This is a genomic window from Paenibacillus aestuarii, from assembly GCF_027789125.1.
In the GTDB taxonomy this organism is placed as follows: Bacteria; Bacillota; Bacilli; order Paenibacillales; family NBRC-103111; genus Paenibacillus_E; species Paenibacillus_E aestuarii.
The window spans coordinates 143,206-158,788 of the sequence record NZ_JAQFVF010000026.1; the positions used below are offsets into that span (position 1 = coordinate 143,206).

The following is a 15,583-nucleotide window of genomic DNA, read 5'->3' on the forward strand; positions in this document are numbered from 1 at the left end:
AGACTGGAGGTTACTATGTTTCAGAATCCCAATTTTTCTGTATTCGATATTCACGGGCATTTAGGCTACCGGGAGCCGGTACGGCCGAGAAAAGCGCAGCACCCCTTAATTCGTCAATACGCTGGGGAACGGTCGGAAAGAATGAGACTGTCGTGGGATTTTCCCTCACCTGAGGATCAAGCGGAGGAAGCTGATAAACCTTTAATCGACCGATGGTCAGATGAATTGGATAAATACGCTATCGGCGGCATGAATTTTCTGACGGGGCTTAGCAACGAAATATTGGCCGAGCAGATCGGCAAGCATCCGAACAAGTTTACGGGATTCGCTTCGCATCCCATTGAAGAGGAGGATGCAGCGGGTCAGCTGAAAGCCGCTGTCGATGAACTCGGCCTGCGAGGTTATAAGCTGTTCGGGCCGCTTACCCCGCTGCCTTTCGATGCCCCGTCGCTTGAACCGGTCTGGTCGTTCGCAGCTGAGCGCCGCCTGCCGGTTCTCATTCACTTCGGGCTTCTCGGTCACGCCGGTGGCATTGTGCATCATCCCAACATCAGCCCTTTGGCGATATTTAACACAGCGCGTAAATATCCGGAGATCCCGTTCATCATCCCTCATTTCGGAGCGGGCTATTATCAGGAGCTGCTGCATTTATGTTGGAGCTGCCCGAATGTGTACGTAGATACGTCCGGCTCCAATCAATGGGTGCGCTGGATGCCCTATGAGCTCAATCTGGAGCTGCTGTTCCGTAATACCTTCGAATTGATCGGTCCGGAGCGTATCGTGTTCGGAACGGATGCGATGGGTTTCCCTCGTGGATACCCGTACCGATATTTACAGGATCAGGTTCGCGTCTGTCGGGATTTGCGGTTCCGTGAATCCGAGATCGAACTCATATTCGGTAACAATGCCAGAAGGCTGCTCAAGCTTGATATTCCTACCCATTTATCCCAAGGAGATGATGATCGTGCCATTCATTCGTAACAAATCCCTCGTCGCAGTCGTATCCCTGGCTGCTGTGCTGTCAGGCTGCACAGGAACGAACAGCGTAACAACGTCAGGTACAGCCGCCTCTTCTGCGTCGCCGGCTCCTGCTGCCTCAACCGGAACCAGTGAGCCTGTGACTATTGAATACTGGCAGTATGAATATGCCGCCAAGGTGGAGCTTGTCAATGCGCTTATCAAGGAATTTGAGCAGAAGCACCCTAACATTAAAGTGAAGCAAACCAATTTTCCTTACGATCAATATAATCAGAAGGTGGCTACATTAGTGCCGGCAGGCAAAGGCCCTGATGTCATTAACCTGTACTACGGCTGGCTGCCGAAATACGTATCGTCCGGTTATTTGCAGCCATTGCCGGACAATAGCTTTCCGGCCTCTGAGATCGAAAAGGAATTTTTTCCCTTCGTTGGTGCAGCCAAGCTGAATGGAAAGTATTACGCAATCCCGACGGGAGTGCGGACGCTGGGCCTTTTCTATAACAAAGATTTGTTCGCGAAAGCGGGAATTACAAAGCCGCCTGCTACATGGACGGAGCTTGTTGATACGGCGAAGAAGTTGACGGAGAAAGATGCCAACGGACAGTTCGTAACGGAAGGGCTTGCTTGGGAGCCGGGCGCTCAGCTTCACCATTGGTATCGTGATGGGTTGGTCTATCAGGCTGGAGGTAAGGACACGAGCGAGGATAAGCGCAAAGTGCTGTGGAAAGATTCACCGTCGGGGCTGGAGGCTTTTCAGTATTTGATCGATTTTGCGACTGTACATAAAGTCGGCATTAACGGATTTTATACCGACGATGCCAATGCGTTCAAGACCGGTCATGCGGCGATGAATATCGACGGCTCTTACCGTCTGGGCTCGCTGCAGAAAGATGCGCCGAACTTGAATTACGCTATTGCTCCGCTTCCTTCATACAAAGGAAAATCGGCTCCGGCGTCGTTCTGGGCAAACGCCATTCCCAAGAACGTAACTGGCAAGAAGCTGGAAGCGGCGGTCGAGTTTCTGCAATTTTTGACGAGTAAGGGTGTACAGGAGCAATGGGTAGAAAAAACCGGGGAGCTGCCAGCTAAGAAGGAGGTTGCTTTACAAGATAAGTACGTGAAGGACGAAAAACTTGGGCCGTTCATTTCTCAATTAGCCGATGGCAATGCGCATTTCTTCGTCGACGAGACGCAAGAGCGGCAGCTGTTTATCGATGCGGTAGATCAAGTGCTGCTCAAACATGTTCCTGCAGAGCAGGCTTTTACGGATTTGGTTGGGAAAACGCAGAAGTTATATGACGATTATTGGGCTAAAGCAGGCACTGCCAAATAAATGTCTACAGGAGGCAAGGGGGAGATGGAGGAAACGATCCAGCGGGTCAAAGGGACTCGCAAGCAAGGACATACGGTCCCAAGATTCACCATTAGCTACTATTATAAAAGGTATTTATTCATTTATGGCTGTCTGCTGCTTCCCATTTTATTCTTTATTACGGTGCGGATTATTCCCATGCTGTATGCGTTCAATATCAGTTTCCGCCAGTGGGATATGCTTTCGGAGAATAAACCGTTCGTCGGCTTGGCCAACTACCAAGCTTTGTTCGAAGACACAGTATTTCTCACTGCATTGACCAATACAGCTGTTTACGTGGTGCTTGGCGTCATCGGTCAGTTGTCTGTTGGCATGGCCATCGCGCTGCTGGTGCGGCGAGTTGCTGTCCTTCGAGGTTTTTACCGGGCTGCCTATTTCCTCCCTTATATTACGAGTGTCGTCGCTGTCAGCTGGGTATTCCGCTGGATCTTCATGAAGAATGGGATTGTGAATGCATGGCTGTTGGCATGGGGATTAGACGCCCAACCGTTCCTCTATTCCACTACACAAGCGATCTATTTGATCGCAGCGGTGATGGTATGGCAGAACATCGGGTTTCAAATGCTGATATTTGTAGCCGGACTCGACAATATCCCTGCCATATATTACGATGCTGCTTCAATTGACGGGGCCGGGCGTTTTCGCCGCTGGATTCACATTACTATACCGCTGCTTAATCCGGTGATTGTTTTTTCGGTTGTTATGGCCACGATCAGCTACCTTCAGTCGTTTACCCAGGTGCTCAATATGACGGGGGGCGGACCGCTGAATTCAACGATCTCGATCGTGCTGCATATTTATAATTCCGCCTTTAAAAGCTTTAATATGGGTTATGCCTCCGCCGGCTCAGCGGTTCTGTTCGTGATGATTTTGGCGCTAGTGGCGATTCAGCTGAAGCTGGTGGAAAGGAAGGTGGAGTATTGATGGTACCGAGTACTCGCGTTTCTTTTGGCAGGGCGGCTATTGCTTCGGTTCGTTATGGGCTTTTGACACTGGGGTTGATTATTGTAGGTTTTCCGTTCTTGTGGATGATCGCCACCTCCTTGAAGGCGCCTGAAGATATGTATTCGTTAAGTTTGGTGCCGAAAACAGCGCTATGGGGCCATTATGCGGATCTATTCCGGCAAACCGAGTATGGCGTGTGGATCGTAAACAGCGCGATTGTCGCCATCTGGACGACGGCCAGTGTGGCCGTGTTCGACACGCTTGTCGGATATATCGTGGCGAAGTTTTCCTTCTTCGGTAAGCAGGTGATCTTCCTCTTTATTCTCAGCACACTGATGGTACCGACAGAGATGCTCATTATCCCGTGGTACTTAATCTCCACAAAGCTGGGCTGGGTGGATACATATTGGGGTGTGCTGTTTCCCGGCTTCATGACCGGATTCGGCATTTTCCTTATGAAGCAGTTTCTGGAATCGCTGCCGTCCGAGCTGTTGGATGCGGCGCGCATTGACGGGTTAGGCGAGCTGGCCATCCTGGCCAAGATTGTCGTGCCGCTTAGCCGGTCGGCGTTGGCCACACTCTGTATATTAACGTTCTTGGGGAGCTGGAATGCATTTATTTGGCCCTTGATCGTAACGCAGTCCGATGATATGTATACGATTCCCGTAGGGATGGCTTTCTTCTCCAGCGAAGCGAAGGACAGCAGCAATTGGATTCAAGTGATGGCGGGGGCGACGCTTTCGATCTTCCCGCTCATCCTCGTGTTTATTTGCTTCCAGAAGCAAATTATTCGTGGCATTGCAACAACCGGCATGAAATGAAGGAGCCTATAAAGAAAGCCATGCTTCCGGGTGGAAGCATGGCTTCTTGTCGTTTCCTATAGCGGACGTTCGAACGCTGGCTCGGAACGTTTCGCATGCCGCAGGCGAATATACCATCCGGCAGCAAACAAGGTGACTCCAGTCAGCATAAACAAGCTGTGGATGCCAAGCCAGCCGCCAAGCATACCGCCAAGCAGCGGACCGGCAACGATGCCGAACTGGCTGAATGATTGGCTTAAGCTGATGGCTTTACTGCGATATTCGGCATCGGCATATTGCACAATGAGTGCATTCATCGCTGGGAATACCGCTGCGAAGAACAGGCCATAGGAGAATCGCAGCACCCCGAAGCCGACCAAATCGTGAAAAACAAGCTGCAGCAAATTGCCAAGGGCCCCGCCGATTAATCCGATGAACAGTGTCTTCTCATAGCCGATTTTGCCGCCAATCTTGCCCCAATAGGGACCCATTATGACGGTGGCGACGCCGACTGCGGAGAACACAATCCCCGAGCTGAGTGTGGCGCTGTCCGCACTGCCTCCGAGCTGCACGACATAAAGGGCTAGCAGTGGCTCCAGAACCGTTACCGAGGTGGAGACGATAAAAAGAAGGGCGTACATCGGCAAGATTCCCGGTTTGGCAACGGCTTGTTTGAGGTCACGCCACATCCGCTCGCGCGGGCCTGTTTGGCGCTCATGTACTTCTTTTACCCCAAAAATGATGATGACAGCCGACATGAGCGTGATAAGCCCAGAGACGATAAAGCATTCGCGAAGGCCGAACCAATGGCTGCATAAGCCGCCTGCTAACGGACCGAGAATACTGCCGGCTGCCGTCGCTGTGGAGATGATGCCCAGTGCGCTGCCGACATGCTTATCCGGCGTGTTGGAGCCGACGAAGGCAACGGATAGCGGGCTGAAGCCGGCCATCAAACCTTGGAATACCCGCACCAGGATGAAGGAATAGGGATCATGCACTAAATAATTGGCCAGATGGGCGAGCCCCAATCCGATACCGGAGCGGATCAGCATCGGCTTCTTGCCGTACCTGTCCGCAATAGAGCCCCAGAACGGGGCGCAGAGGCCGCTGATCAGGAAGCTGAGCGAGATGGAAACGCCGGCCCAAGCTTCAACCCCGGCTTTTACACCTAAATCGTGCTCCAGAAAAATCGGGAAGAACGGAACCGACAACGTATAGGCCAAATGGTTGAAAAACAACCCGACCCATAAAATATAAAGGTTTCGTTTCCAAACAGGTTCCATGGCGTCAACTCTCTTTCTATTGGATTGGCTAAAGGATTTCAATATAAAAGAAACAGTAACACTTGTTATGTGCGAGCGCTAATTGAAGTTTTCTATTTGTTTATAGTCAGATTTTATGAGAGTCGGCCTTGTCGTCGATAGAAGTTTTAAATCCTCGTATAGAACATTGTGATAACCACGACCGGCCAACTTTAGGTTACAGTATAAAGGCAAGAACAAATCCCGATAATACCGATGGGTATTATGAGTGAAATAGGAGGGTCTATGGCACAACGTACATTAAGGCTTGGAGCCAACTTGAATGGCGTCGGAAACAGCATCTCTTTCTGGAGACATCCGGACGTTCCCGTCAATGCGAGTGTCGACATTGAATTTTATAAGCAGCAGGCGCGCAAGGCGGAAGAAGGAAAATTCGACTTACTGTTTATCGCCGACGGGTTATACATCAATGAGAAATCCAATCCGCACTTTCTGAATCGGTTCGAGCCGTTGACGCTGCTGACCGCACTAGCTGGTGCTACGTCCCACATCGGGCTCGTTGCGACGCTGTCCACCTCTTACAGCGAACCGTTCACGGTTGCCCGGCAATTTGCTTCGCTGGATCACATCAGCGGTGGTCGAGCGGGCTGGAACGTTGTGACATCGCCGTTGGAAGGATCGGCGCTGAACTTCGGTAAAGGCGAGCATCCGCACCATGCGCTGCGTTATGAGATCGCCGAGGAACATTTGGAAGTCGTCAAGGGGCTGTGGGATTCCTGGGAGGACGACGCTTTTGTCAGGGATAAGGCGAGCGGAGTGTTTTTCGACCCGGCTAAGCTGCATACGCTTGGGCACAAAGGCAAGCATTTTGACGTTCAAGGACCGCTCAATATCGCGCGTTCCAAGCAGGGGTATCCGGTTATATTCCAGGCGGGTTCGTCGGAATCGGGCAAAGACCTCGCCGCCAAGTCGGCTGATGCGGTATATTCGGGCCATGAGACGTTCGAGGAGGCCAGACAATTTTATCAGGACGTCAAGGCACGAGCTGTAGCCTTTGGGCGGAATGCCGACGATATTTTGATTTTTCCTGGCATTGGCCCCATCGTTGGTCGTACAGAAGCGGAGGCAGAGAGCAAATATCGGGAGATCGCCGAACTGGTGGACATTCAGCAGGCGCTCAATTATTTGGGCAGGTACTTCGAACATTTTGACTTCGCGCAGTTTCCGCTCGACGAGCCGTTTCCTGATCTTGGCGACTTCGGCGACAACAGCTTCCGCAGCACGACGGAGCGAATCAAGCGGGAGGCGAAGGAGCAGGGCCTTACGCTGCGCCAAGTAGCACTGAGAGCTTCGACGCCACGCAGCAATTTCATCGGTACACCGGAGCGGGTGGCGGACCAGATCCAGCAGTGGTTCGAGGGGGGCGCTGCCGACGGCTTTAATGTGCGCACGGTGGTGCCGAATGGATTGGCTGATTTCGTCGATCTCGTCGTGCCGATCCTGCAGGAGCGGGGCTTATTCCGTAAAGCGTATGAACATGAAACGCTGCGAGGCAATCTTGGGCTTGCGGTGCCGGAGAATCGTTATAGCGGAAAAGTATCTGTGTAATATTTCAATCATATGAGGGGGAAGAATCCAATGAAATCTTTGAAAAACGTGAACACTATGAAAACCGCTACAGTAACGCTAGCATCTTTGCTTCTGCTGGCCGGCTGCGGATCGAAGGATGCTGCTGCACCAGCTGCTGCAACAGCTGCTTCCAGCGCCGTGTCTGGTTCGGCGCCTGCGGCGACCGCCGGCTCGGCCGCACCGGCGAAAGTAAAGAAAATCGTCGTCGGCACGAGCGGCACGTTCAAGAACGTGACCTTTCTCGACGATAAGGGGAATTTGACCGGGTATGACATCGAGCTGACGAAGGAGATCGATAAGCGATTGCCCGGTTATGAGTTCGAGTTCAAGACGATGGAGTTCCCGAACATCCTCCTCAGCCTGGAAGCCGGAAAGATTGATCTGGCCGTCAATCAGTATGAAGTGAATACGGAACGGCAATCCAAGTTTCTGTTCAACGACGAAGCGTATAATATTTGGCCAAGCAAACTCGTCGTCAATAAGGATAATAACAAGATCCAATCCATCGAAGATCTGAAGGGGAAAAAGGTGATTTCCTCGCCGGGCAGCAATGGGGCGGCTTGGCTTCAAGACTACAACAAGTCACACGGCAATCCTTACGAGTTGGTGTTTTCGGGAAGCGGCGGTACGAACGACGTCATTAACCAACTGAAAGCAGGGCGCGTCGATGCTACGATCAGCACGCCATTTGCTGTCGCGAATCAAAACCGTGATGCGGACGCACAGCAAAAAGTGGTCGGCCCTGTACTCTACACGTCGAAAATCTATTACGTGCTGCGCAAAGATGAGAACGATCTGAAAGGCAAAATCGACGAGGCCATCCGGGAGATCAAGAAGGACGGGACGCTGGCTAAGTTGAGCAAACAGTGGCTTGGCGAGGACTTCACGGTAAACGAATAATACGCCCGACTGCGGGAAAGCACAGGTGAGACGATGGGGAAGGCGTTTGATTTTTCGTTGGTTTGGGTATATTTTCCAAAGCTGCTCGCGTTTTTGCACATTACATTATTCATCGTGGCCGCCTCCGTCATCCTAGGGGTGTTGATCGGGCTCGTCGTGGCGCTGCCGAGACTGTATGGCGTTCCCGTTCTGAACAGAATCGTAGTCGTCTATATCTCGTTCACAAGAGGGACTCCAATTTTGATCCAAATGTTCCTTGTCTACTACGGCGTCCCCGAGCTGCTTAAAGCAGTGGGCGTTGATGTATCCGATGTCCAGCCGCTTGTGTTCGTGATCCTCACCTATGCGCTTCACTTCGCCGCCTATTTCTCGGAAATCGTGCGCTCGGCGGTGAACGCCGTAGACCGGGGACAGGCGGAAGCCGGTTACTCGATCGGGATGAGCGGTTATTACGTCTTGAAGAGGATTGTACTGCCACAAGCGTGGAGGGTGGCGTTTCCGAACGTCGGCAATTTGATCATCGGTACATTGAAGGATACGTCTCTGGCCTATACGCTCGGGGTCATGGATGTCGTCGGGCGCGCAGAGATGCTCGGCACGACGTACCATTTTCTTGAAATATGGATTGCACTTTCCATCATTTATTATGCCATTGTCTTAATCGTTGAGTATGTGTACCGGCTGGCGGAGCGACGGATCAACCGCTTCGAAGGGTCGGCAGCAGCCGCTCATGGTGTATAGGAGGGATCCCCTATTCAGATTGATTTCGCATTTATGCTGGAGGCGTTCCTCGCGATGTTTAAGGCGCTTCCGCTCACGCTGGTTATCTCTATCGTTCCGTTATTTACAGGATTTATCCTCGGTGGAGCCGTTGCCTTCATCCGCATGTACAAGATCAAATACATTCACCGCCTTGCGCAGCTGTATGTCTCTTTTTTCCGTGGCACACCGATTCTGCTTCACATTATGCTGGTTTACTTTGCGTTTCCGATGATCTTTGACGCTTTGGCCGTCAAATTTGGCTGGAGTGTCCGCTCAAGTGTCATTCCGCTGATTACGTTCATTTTTGTCGCATTCACGCTGAATATCGGCGCTTATATGTCGGAGACGATCCGCTCCGGGATTCTATCTGTCAGTGTCGGGCAGCTGGAGGCCGCCTATTCGGTGGGGATGACGACGCCACAAGCGATGAAGCGGATCGTGCTGCCACAAGCCCTCATGTCCAGTTTGCCGAACTTACTGAGTAAATTCGTCGGCCTACTGCACGGCTCGTCGCTAGCTTTCACTATCTCCTTACAGGAATTGAACGGGACAGCGCATATCGTCGCGATGAGGAACTGGAAGTACCTCGAGGCGTACATCGCCGCAGCAGCGATGTACTGGGTGTTGACGATAGCAGCTGAATACGGATCTGCCCTGCTGGAGAAAAGGTTGAATCGTTACAACCGGGGGGGCGTGGCGTAGAGCTTAGATCGAATAGTTGAATCGTTCGATAGAGGAACTCTATTAGACGATCTCAGAGCTGAATGGTATCGTGGATACATACACTTTTAATTCATAGTATTTCTATGGGAAATAAATGTTTAATGTGCAGGTCAGGCTCATGAAGGAAGTGATTAGGATGATCACCTTATCTGGAATCACCAAATCGTTTGGACGCATTCAAGTGCTCAAAGGCATCGATCTCCAAGTGAACAAAGGCGAAGTCGTGGCGATTCTCGGCCCGAGCGGTTCAGGGAAAACGACGCTTCTACGCTGTGTGAACTATTTGGAAAAGCCGAGTGAAGGGACGATTACGATTGGCGAGTTCAGCGTCGATTGCAAGCGCGCAGCCAAGAAGGAGATCCATCAGCTGCGGCAAAAAACGGCGATGGTGTTCCAGCAGTACAACTTGTTCCGCCATAAGACAGCTTTGGAAAATGTGATGGAAGGGCTGATCATCGTCAAGCGGATGCCAAAAGAGGAGGCGAGGCAGCGTAGCATCGAGCTGTTGGAAAAGGTGGGGCTCGGGGGCAAGCTCGATGCATATCCTTCCCAGCTGTCAGGCGGTCAGCAGCAGCGTGTCGGCATTGCCCGGGCGCTGGCTTTGAACCCGGAAGTCATTCTGTTCGACGAGCCGACCTCTGCGCTCGATCCGGAATTGGTCGGCGAGGTGCTCGCCGTCATCCGCAAGATCGCCAAGGAAGGCATCACGATGATCATCGTCACGCATGAAATGGCGTTCGCCCAAGAGGTGGCCAGCCATGTTGTGTTCATGGACGGCGGCGTGATCGTCGAGGAAGGCAAGCCCGCCGAGCTGTTCTATCAGCCGAAAGAGGAACGGACGAAACAGTTTTTAGGCAGGATCCGCCCTGAGCTGACCTATTCTATTTAGCAAAAACAACACCAAATTCAACCATATTGAGGAGGATCTGACTATGAGTCAAATCGATCTTGATGCGTATTTGAATACGCACCGCCAATTATCGGAAGCTATCCAAGGCTTAACGAAAGAGGAGCTTTCGTGGAAAGCGAATCCGCAATCATGGAGTGTTACGGAAGTGCTCTCTCACCTTGCGGATCATAATCTTGTGGTGTCGTTCCGGATCCGTGATATTTTGGCAGGCACTTCCGCAAAGCTTCCCGCTTTTAACCAGGATGCTTGGGTAAGCGGCCAACGGGCGAATGAAGGTGCGGCTGCGGATGTGCTGGAAGCGTTCGGACAGCTGCTGCGGTACAACAGCCTGCTGTTTCGCCGCCTAAGCAGCGATGATTACGGCAAAAGCGGGATTAATGCAAAAGGTGACACGGTGACCCTTACCGATATTGTCAATGGTTTTATTAGACATGTGAACCATCATATCGGGCAAATCGAGCGCATCAAACAGGCGGCGTCTGCCGTGTAAACGAGGAGGAAATGCACATGTCCGTGCGAAGACAATTGAAACTGGGCGCGATGCTTCATGGTGTCGGCAGCAGTACGTCCGCTTGGCGGCATCCGGATGCCAGCGCGGATGCCAGCGTGAATTTTGAACTCTATAAGAAATGGGTAACCAAAGCAGAGGCGGGCAAGCTGGATCTCGTGTTTATTGCAGATGGCCTCTATATCAATGAAAAGTCGATTCCCCATTTTCTCAATCGCTTTGAACCGTTAACCATCTTAAGTGCGCTTGCCGGTGTGAGCCAGCATATAGGACTGGTAGGTACGTTATCTACGTCCTATAGCGAGCCGTTCACTGTCGCCAGGCAGTTCGGATCGCTCGATACGATCAGTGGCGGCCGTGCAGGCTGGAATATCGTCACCTCGCCACTCGAAGGTTCGGCGCTCAATTATGGCAAGAAGGAGCACCCCGATCACGATCTTCGGTATCGGATTGCGACGGAATTCATTGAGGTGGCGCGCGGTCTTTGGGATTCGTGGGAGGACGATGCATTCGTTCGCGACAAGGCGTCGGGGGTTTTCTTCGATCCGGCGAAGTTGCATACGCTGAACCACCAAGGTGAATTCTTCTCCGTTAAAGGTCCGCTCAACATCGCCAGGTCGAGGCAGGGGCATCCGGTTATTTTCCAGGCGGGTTCTTCAGAGGTGGGAAAAAATTATGCCGCCAAACATGCGGACGCGATCTTTACCGGGCATGAGACGTTGGAAGATGCCGTAAGCTTCTATCGTGACGTAAAGAAACGGGCCGCCACCTTTGGCCGTAATCCCGACAACGTTCTCGTCTTCCCTGGCATCAGCCCGATCATCGGCAGCACGGAGGAAGAGGCGGAGCGCAAATACCAGGAGACGGCTTCGCTCGTATCGGCGGAGGATGCACTCCGTTATCTGGGACGGTACTTCGAGCATCATGATTTCTCTCAATATGAGCTGGACGCGCCGTTCCCGGAATTGGGCGATCTCGGCAGGAACAGCTTCCAGAGCACGACGGACCGCATCAAGCAGAATGCGAAGGAGAAAGGTCTGACGCTGCGGGAAGCAGCCTTACAGACCGCTACGCCACGCAGCGGTTTCATCGGTACTCCCGAGCAGGTAGCGGACAAATTGCAGCAGTGGTTCGAACAAGGAGGGGCGGACGGTTTCATGATCGGCTCCGCTGTGCCTAACGCCTTGGAGCAGTTCATCGATCAAGTCGTACCGATTTTGCAGCAGCGCGGGCTGTTCCGTACTGAATATGAAAGCGACACGCTGCGGGGAAACCTGGGCCTTCCCATACCGAAGAACAGGTATGTTGAGCAAAAGGATGGGGTGCCAAGCGAGGACCACCAGACAAGCGGCGTTTAGATAATCATTCACAGGAGGGAGACAAGGGTGGGAATTTCGTTGACGGTTAATATGGAAGATATACGGAGTGCAGATTCGGAGCTGCTGATCCGTGAGCTGAGTGAACAATTAGGAGCGCTATATGAGTCGGACGGAACCGCCGGCTTTCAACCTTCGGATGTGGAGGTGCCCCGGGCGGCGTTCGTGGTTGCCCGCATCGATGGGTTTCCGGTTGGCTGCGGAGCCCTGCGGCCCTTGGACGCTGCTTCGGGCGAAGTGAAGCGGATGTATACCCGCAGCGGGTATCGCCGCCAAGGCGTGGCGCAGGCCATCCTTGCAGAATTGGAACGGCTCGCTGCAGCGTTCGGCTATCGCAGCCTGAAGCTGCAAACCGGTCCCAAACAGCCGGAAGCTGCTGCGCTTTACGAAAGGGTCGGATATTACCGGATCCCGATATTTAGCGGAAATTGGGACCAGGTGCTGGCTTATCAAAAGGACTTGCCCAGTCATCCAGTATCCGCTGACGTACAGTATCGGCTTGCCACGCCGGATGATGCCGAAAGGCTGCTTGATGTGATCTACGATGCCTATGTAACCATTCGCGAGCTGGAACTGAAATGGCCGGCTGCTCATGCCGATCTTGAGCAGATTCGAGACAATATAGCCAAAAATGAGTGCTATGTCCTTGAAGCGGACGGCGTCATTGCGGCAACACTGACATTGTCCAAAGAGCCCTTAGTGCGATGGGACTCCGATCTGCCATTTGTGAAATGGTTTGCCGTGCACCCCGAATATCAAGGGAGCGGAATCGGCACCAAGCTGCTGAATTGGGTCGAAGAGGCGATCATCTGCGATAAGCTGGGGGCATCGGCACTGACATTGGCCACTGCAGAGAAGCATCCATGGCTTCTGGCCATGTACGAACGCAAAGGCTATGAGCGCATCCGTTCAGTCGATCACGGCAATGGAGACGGCACGATGCACCTGCTGAGAAAGGTCGTCAATCCTGAATTATTTGAAGCGGATCTTCTGGCGAAAAAGGGTCATGTGGAAGCTCAACAATTAACTTAGTTGAAGGAGGATTTTTATAGTGGCTATTTCCCAAGAAAGACGAGAGCAGGCATTTCGCGACGCGGTCTCTGTGCCATCTTTTATCGAGCAGGCACAAGTGAATCAGAACACATTGCAGCGAAATTTTGCAGCATTTGAGCTTAGCGCTGAAGAGAGGTCTTACTTTGACAACTTGCAAGATCCTGTTGACGTTCTTGTCCTTGCCCATGACTGGTGCGGGGATGTCGTCGCCAATTTGCCGCTGTTCGGGAGGATTGCCCAAGATACCGGGAAGTTGAATGTGCATGTGCTTCCCCGCGATCCGCACAATACGGACATTGCCGCAGCCTATCCGTATCGAGACGGCAAGAGTCACATTCCGACCTATATTTTCTTTGATAAAAACGGCGAGGAGCTTGGAGTGTTCATCGAGCGGCCGGATGAAATTACGGAGCTTCTCGGCGAGTGGAAAGAAGCTTTTTGGAACGAGCACCCGGAGTGGGACGGCCGTGGAAAAGCGATATCAGCACTGGAAGACGACGTTAAGAAGCCGCTGCTCTCCTACTTGAAAGAACAAAGAGGTGAAGTGCGCGAGCAGGAAAAGACGGCCATCGTGAATGTGCTGAAACAGATTATCGGGGAGGCGTCCCGATGAGCCGCTTGAATGAGTATTTGCTTCAAAAACGGGAAGCTTTATTCGCTCGCAGAGCCAAGGCGGAACAGCAGCCGGAAGCAGCCGCCAATCGATTCAGTGCCAGAGCAAGAGCGCTTGGACGCAGCGGGGTAAGAGAAATTCGCATCCGTGATTTTCAAGTCATCAGCGACAGTCCGTTAGACTTTGCGGGTTACAACCTGGGCCCATCTTCGCCTGAGCTGCAGCTTGGCGTGCTAAGCAGCTGCTTAACGCACATTGCGCTCATTCAAGCTGCGGAGCGTGGCGTTTCGCTCGAATCACTGGAGGTTGAGGTCGAGGGGGAGATGCATCCGCTTGCCGGCAGACCCGGTTATGAGCATATTCCGGTGTACCCGCACAATATTCGCTACAAGCTCTACATCCAATCGGAGGAGTCCCTGGAGACGCTGCAGGCGCTTCATGAAGAAATCGAGCGGGTATGCCCGGTTTTCAATCTTTTGAAGCATCCGCAGCATATTCAGGGAGAACTGGTGGCAGAACAAAGCAAGACTGGTGAGCGTCTATGAAATTCGCCTTGTTCAGCTTAGTGATGAACATTCCCAACGCAGTAACCGGACAAATGCTGACCACGCAGCAAAAGTTTCAAAATATCGTCCAGCAAGCGATGCTTGCCGAGCAGTTGGGCTTTGACGCTTACGGCATTGGAGAGCGCCATGGCCCTCCATTTCTATCCGCATCTCCGCCAGTGCTGCTGACGGCTATTGCCGCCAGAACGAACGCGATCAGGCTGCTGACGACGGTTACGGTGCTCAGCGTACTCGACCCGGTTCGGGTGGCGGAGGATTACGCAACGCTGGATCACTTGTCTGGCGGTCGATTCGAAATGATTATCGGCAAAGGCAATGATCCGCGCCATTACCCGCTTTTTGGCATCACGGAAGAGGAGCAGTGGGATTCCCTGGCAGAGCGGTATGCGCTGCTCAAGCGGCTGTGGAGCGAAGAGCAAGTGACGTGGGCGGGCAAATACCGCCCTCCATTAAACGAAGTCACTGTACTGCCGAAGCCTTACCAGCCGCAGATTCCGGTATGGCACGGCAGCGCCTCCAGTCCGTTGTCAACGGAACTGGCCGCTCGATACGGGGAACCGATCTTTTCGTCCAATTCGTTTCACCCGATGGCTAAATATAAAGCGCTGATTGACCATTACCGCGTACGGCTGGAGCATTATGGGCACGATCCGAGCCAAGCAATTGTCGGAGCGGGGGCGGGCAGCTTGTATTTGGCTGATACCCGGGAGGAAGCCATTGAGCGGTACCGTCCTTATTACAATGCTTTCCATTCGACGGATTCGGCGAAGCATAACCAATCGCCGTTCACGAGTTTGGAGGACAATTTGGCGAACGGTCCGATCCTGGTCGGCAGTCCCGATAGTGTCGTTGAGAAGATTTTGAAATACCATGAGGCTTATGGTCATCAGGTGTTGTCGATCAGCGTCGACGGATTGACGGAAACAGAACAGCGCGAGCAGATCGAGCGATTCGCCAAGGAGGTCGCGCCTATCTTGCGTAAGGAGATTCCCAGCACGGTATGGAGCCGGCCTCCGGTTCAGGGGGTGGTTCAGGCGCCATCACTGTCTCCATCTCCATCGCCATCGTCGTCGAAGGCCGGGTCTGAAAGCGTTCTTCGCGTGTAGATAAGCGAATAGGAACACGGTAACCAGTCTTCTGGAGGAGAAGAAGGCTGGTTTTGCTGTGTCACCGCATCCGCAGCGGG

16 protein-coding genes and 1 pseudogene are annotated in these 15,583 nt (G+C 52.7%); 16 read left to right on the plus strand and 1 reads right to left on the minus strand.

Annotation, left to right across the window (positions count from 1 at the left end):
* The first annotated feature begins 15 nt into the window (after window positions 1–15).
* The 4 genes from O9139_RS12020 to O9139_RS12035 are packed head-to-tail and all read left to right on the plus strand — an operon-like array spanning window position 16 to window position 4,116.
* A complete protein-coding gene (locus tag O9139_RS12020) occupies window positions 16–981 on the plus strand; it encodes an amidohydrolase family protein (protein ID WP_270879714.1) in 966 nt (321 codons plus the stop codon).
* A complete protein-coding gene (locus tag O9139_RS12025) occupies window positions 965–2,311 on the plus strand; it encodes an extracellular solute-binding protein (RefSeq protein ID WP_270879715.1) in 1,347 nt (448 codons plus the stop codon). The genes O9139_RS12020 and O9139_RS12025 overlap by 17 nt, the downstream gene beginning before the upstream one ends.
* 24 nt (window positions 2,312–2,335) lie before the next feature.
* Window positions 2,336–3,274 (plus strand): carbohydrate ABC transporter permease, encoded by a 939-nt coding sequence (locus O9139_RS12030; protein ID WP_270879716.1) that lies wholly within the window; start codon window positions 2,336–2,338, stop codon window positions 3,272–3,274.
* Complete coding sequence (locus O9139_RS12035) at window positions 3,274–4,116, plus strand: carbohydrate ABC transporter permease (RefSeq protein ID WP_270879717.1); 843 nt, start codon at window positions 3,274–3,276, stop codon at window positions 4,114–4,116. Before O9139_RS12030 ends, O9139_RS12035 begins: the two co-directional genes overlap by 1 nt.
* 56 nt (window positions 4,117–4,172) lie before the next feature.
* On the opposite strand, the gene O9139_RS12040 is transcribed toward O9139_RS12035, so the two are convergent.
* Complete coding sequence (locus O9139_RS12040; protein ID WP_270879718.1) at window positions 4,173–5,378, minus strand: MFS transporter; 1,206 nt, start codon at window positions 5,376–5,378, stop codon at window positions 4,173–4,175.
* A 264-nt stretch (window positions 5,379–5,642) separates the two neighbouring features.
* Here O9139_RS12040 and O9139_RS12045 point away from each other — a divergent pair, with 264 nt between their 5' ends.
* From O9139_RS12045 to O9139_RS12100, 12 genes and pseudogenes are all read left to right on the plus strand, one after another.
* Window positions 5,643–6,965 (plus strand): LLM class flavin-dependent oxidoreductase, encoded by a 1,323-nt coding sequence (locus tag O9139_RS12045; protein WP_270879719.1) that lies wholly within the window; start codon window positions 5,643–5,645, stop codon window positions 6,963–6,965.
* Between the two features lie 30 nt (window positions 6,966–6,995).
* Entirely contained in the window at window positions 6,996–7,886 is an 891-nt protein-coding gene (locus tag O9139_RS12050) for a transporter substrate-binding domain-containing protein (RefSeq protein WP_377524975.1), read from the plus strand.
* A 33-nt stretch (window positions 7,887–7,919) separates the two neighbouring features.
* Window positions 7,920–8,627, plus strand: coding sequence for an amino acid ABC transporter permease (locus O9139_RS12055; RefSeq protein ID WP_270879720.1), 708 nt, complete (start codon window positions 7,920–7,922; stop codon window positions 8,625–8,627).
* A gap of 54 nt (window positions 8,628–8,681) precedes the next feature.
* The gene (locus O9139_RS12060; RefSeq protein ID WP_270879721.1) at window positions 8,682–9,350 is read left to right on the plus strand and encodes an amino acid ABC transporter permease; all 669 of its coding nucleotides are present in this window, start codon (window positions 8,682–8,684) and stop codon (window positions 9,348–9,350) included.
* A gap of 157 nt (window positions 9,351–9,507) precedes the next feature.
* The gene (locus tag O9139_RS12065) at window positions 9,508–10,260 is read left to right on the plus strand and encodes an amino acid ABC transporter ATP-binding protein (RefSeq protein WP_270879722.1); all 753 of its coding nucleotides are present in this window, start codon (window positions 9,508–9,510) and stop codon (window positions 10,258–10,260) included.
* 43 nt (window positions 10,261–10,303) lie between these two features.
* On the plus strand, window positions 10,304–10,771 hold the full coding sequence (locus O9139_RS12070; protein ID WP_270879723.1) for a DinB family protein: 468 nt from the start codon (window positions 10,304–10,306) through the stop codon (window positions 10,769–10,771).
* 17 nt (window positions 10,772–10,788) lie between these two features.
* A complete protein-coding gene (locus tag O9139_RS12075; RefSeq protein ID WP_270879724.1) occupies window positions 10,789–12,147 on the plus strand; it encodes an LLM class flavin-dependent oxidoreductase in 1,359 nt (452 codons plus the stop codon).
* A 51-nt stretch (window positions 12,148–12,198) separates the two neighbouring features.
* A pseudogene (locus O9139_RS12080) lies at window positions 12,199–12,561 on the plus strand (GNAT family N-acetyltransferase); the annotation flags it as partial.
* A 63-nt stretch (window positions 12,562–12,624) separates the two neighbouring features.
* On the plus strand, window positions 12,625–13,197 hold the full coding sequence (locus tag O9139_RS12085) for a GNAT family N-acetyltransferase (protein WP_270879816.1): 573 nt from the start codon (window positions 12,625–12,627) through the stop codon (window positions 13,195–13,197).
* 19 nt (window positions 13,198–13,216) lie between these two features.
* Window positions 13,217–13,831 (plus strand): thioredoxin family protein, encoded by a 615-nt coding sequence (locus tag O9139_RS12090; protein WP_270879725.1) that lies wholly within the window; start codon window positions 13,217–13,219, stop codon window positions 13,829–13,831.
* Window positions 13,828–14,376, plus strand: a complete 549-nt coding sequence (locus O9139_RS12095) for an OsmC family protein (RefSeq protein WP_270879726.1) — start codon at window positions 13,828–13,830, stop codon at window positions 14,374–14,376. Before O9139_RS12090 ends, O9139_RS12095 begins: the two co-directional genes overlap by 4 nt.
* On the plus strand, window positions 14,373–15,503 hold the full coding sequence (locus O9139_RS12100; protein WP_270879727.1) for an LLM class flavin-dependent oxidoreductase: 1,131 nt from the start codon (window positions 14,373–14,375) through the stop codon (window positions 15,501–15,503). The genes O9139_RS12095 and O9139_RS12100 overlap by 4 nt, the downstream gene beginning before the upstream one ends.
* Window positions 15,504–15,583 lie beyond the last annotated feature (80 nt).

Excerpts from the sequence above, each read along its gene's own strand:
- O9139_RS12020 (WP_270879714.1), top strand. The coding sequence starts at position 16 with ATGTTTCAGAATCCCAATTTTTCTGTATTCGATATTCACGGGCATTTA.
- O9139_RS12030 (WP_270879716.1), top strand. The coding sequence starts at position 2,336 with ATGGAGGAAACGATCCAGCGGGTCAAAGGGACTCGCAAGCAAGGACAT.
- O9139_RS12035 (WP_270879717.1), top strand. The coding sequence starts at position 3,274 with ATGGTACCGAGTACTCGCGTTTCTTTTGGCAGGGCGGCTATTGCTTCG.
- O9139_RS12040 (WP_270879718.1), bottom strand. The coding sequence starts at position 5,378 with ATGGAACCTGTTTGGAAACGAAACCTTTATATTTTATGGGTCGGGTTG.
- O9139_RS12045 (WP_270879719.1), top strand. The coding sequence starts at position 5,643 with ATGGCACAACGTACATTAAGGCTTGGAGCCAACTTGAATGGCGTCGGA.
- O9139_RS12050 (WP_377524975.1), top strand. The coding sequence starts at position 6,996 with ATGAAATCTTTGAAAAACGTGAACACTATGAAAACCGCTACAGTAACG.
- O9139_RS12055 (WP_270879720.1), top strand. The coding sequence starts at position 7,920 with ATGGGGAAGGCGTTTGATTTTTCGTTGGTTTGGGTATATTTTCCAAAG.
- O9139_RS12060 (WP_270879721.1), top strand. The coding sequence starts at position 8,682 with ATGTTTAAGGCGCTTCCGCTCACGCTGGTTATCTCTATCGTTCCGTTA.
- O9139_RS12065 (WP_270879722.1), top strand. The coding sequence starts at position 9,508 with ATGATCACCTTATCTGGAATCACCAAATCGTTTGGACGCATTCAAGTG.
- O9139_RS12070 (WP_270879723.1), top strand. The coding sequence starts at position 10,304 with ATGAGTCAAATCGATCTTGATGCGTATTTGAATACGCACCGCCAATTA.
- O9139_RS12075 (WP_270879724.1), top strand. The coding sequence starts at position 10,789 with ATGTCCGTGCGAAGACAATTGAAACTGGGCGCGATGCTTCATGGTGTC.
- O9139_RS12095 (WP_270879726.1), top strand. The coding sequence starts at position 13,828 with ATGAGCCGCTTGAATGAGTATTTGCTTCAAAAACGGGAAGCTTTATTC.
- O9139_RS12100 (WP_270879727.1), top strand. The coding sequence starts at position 14,373 with ATGAAATTCGCCTTGTTCAGCTTAGTGATGAACATTCCCAACGCAGTA.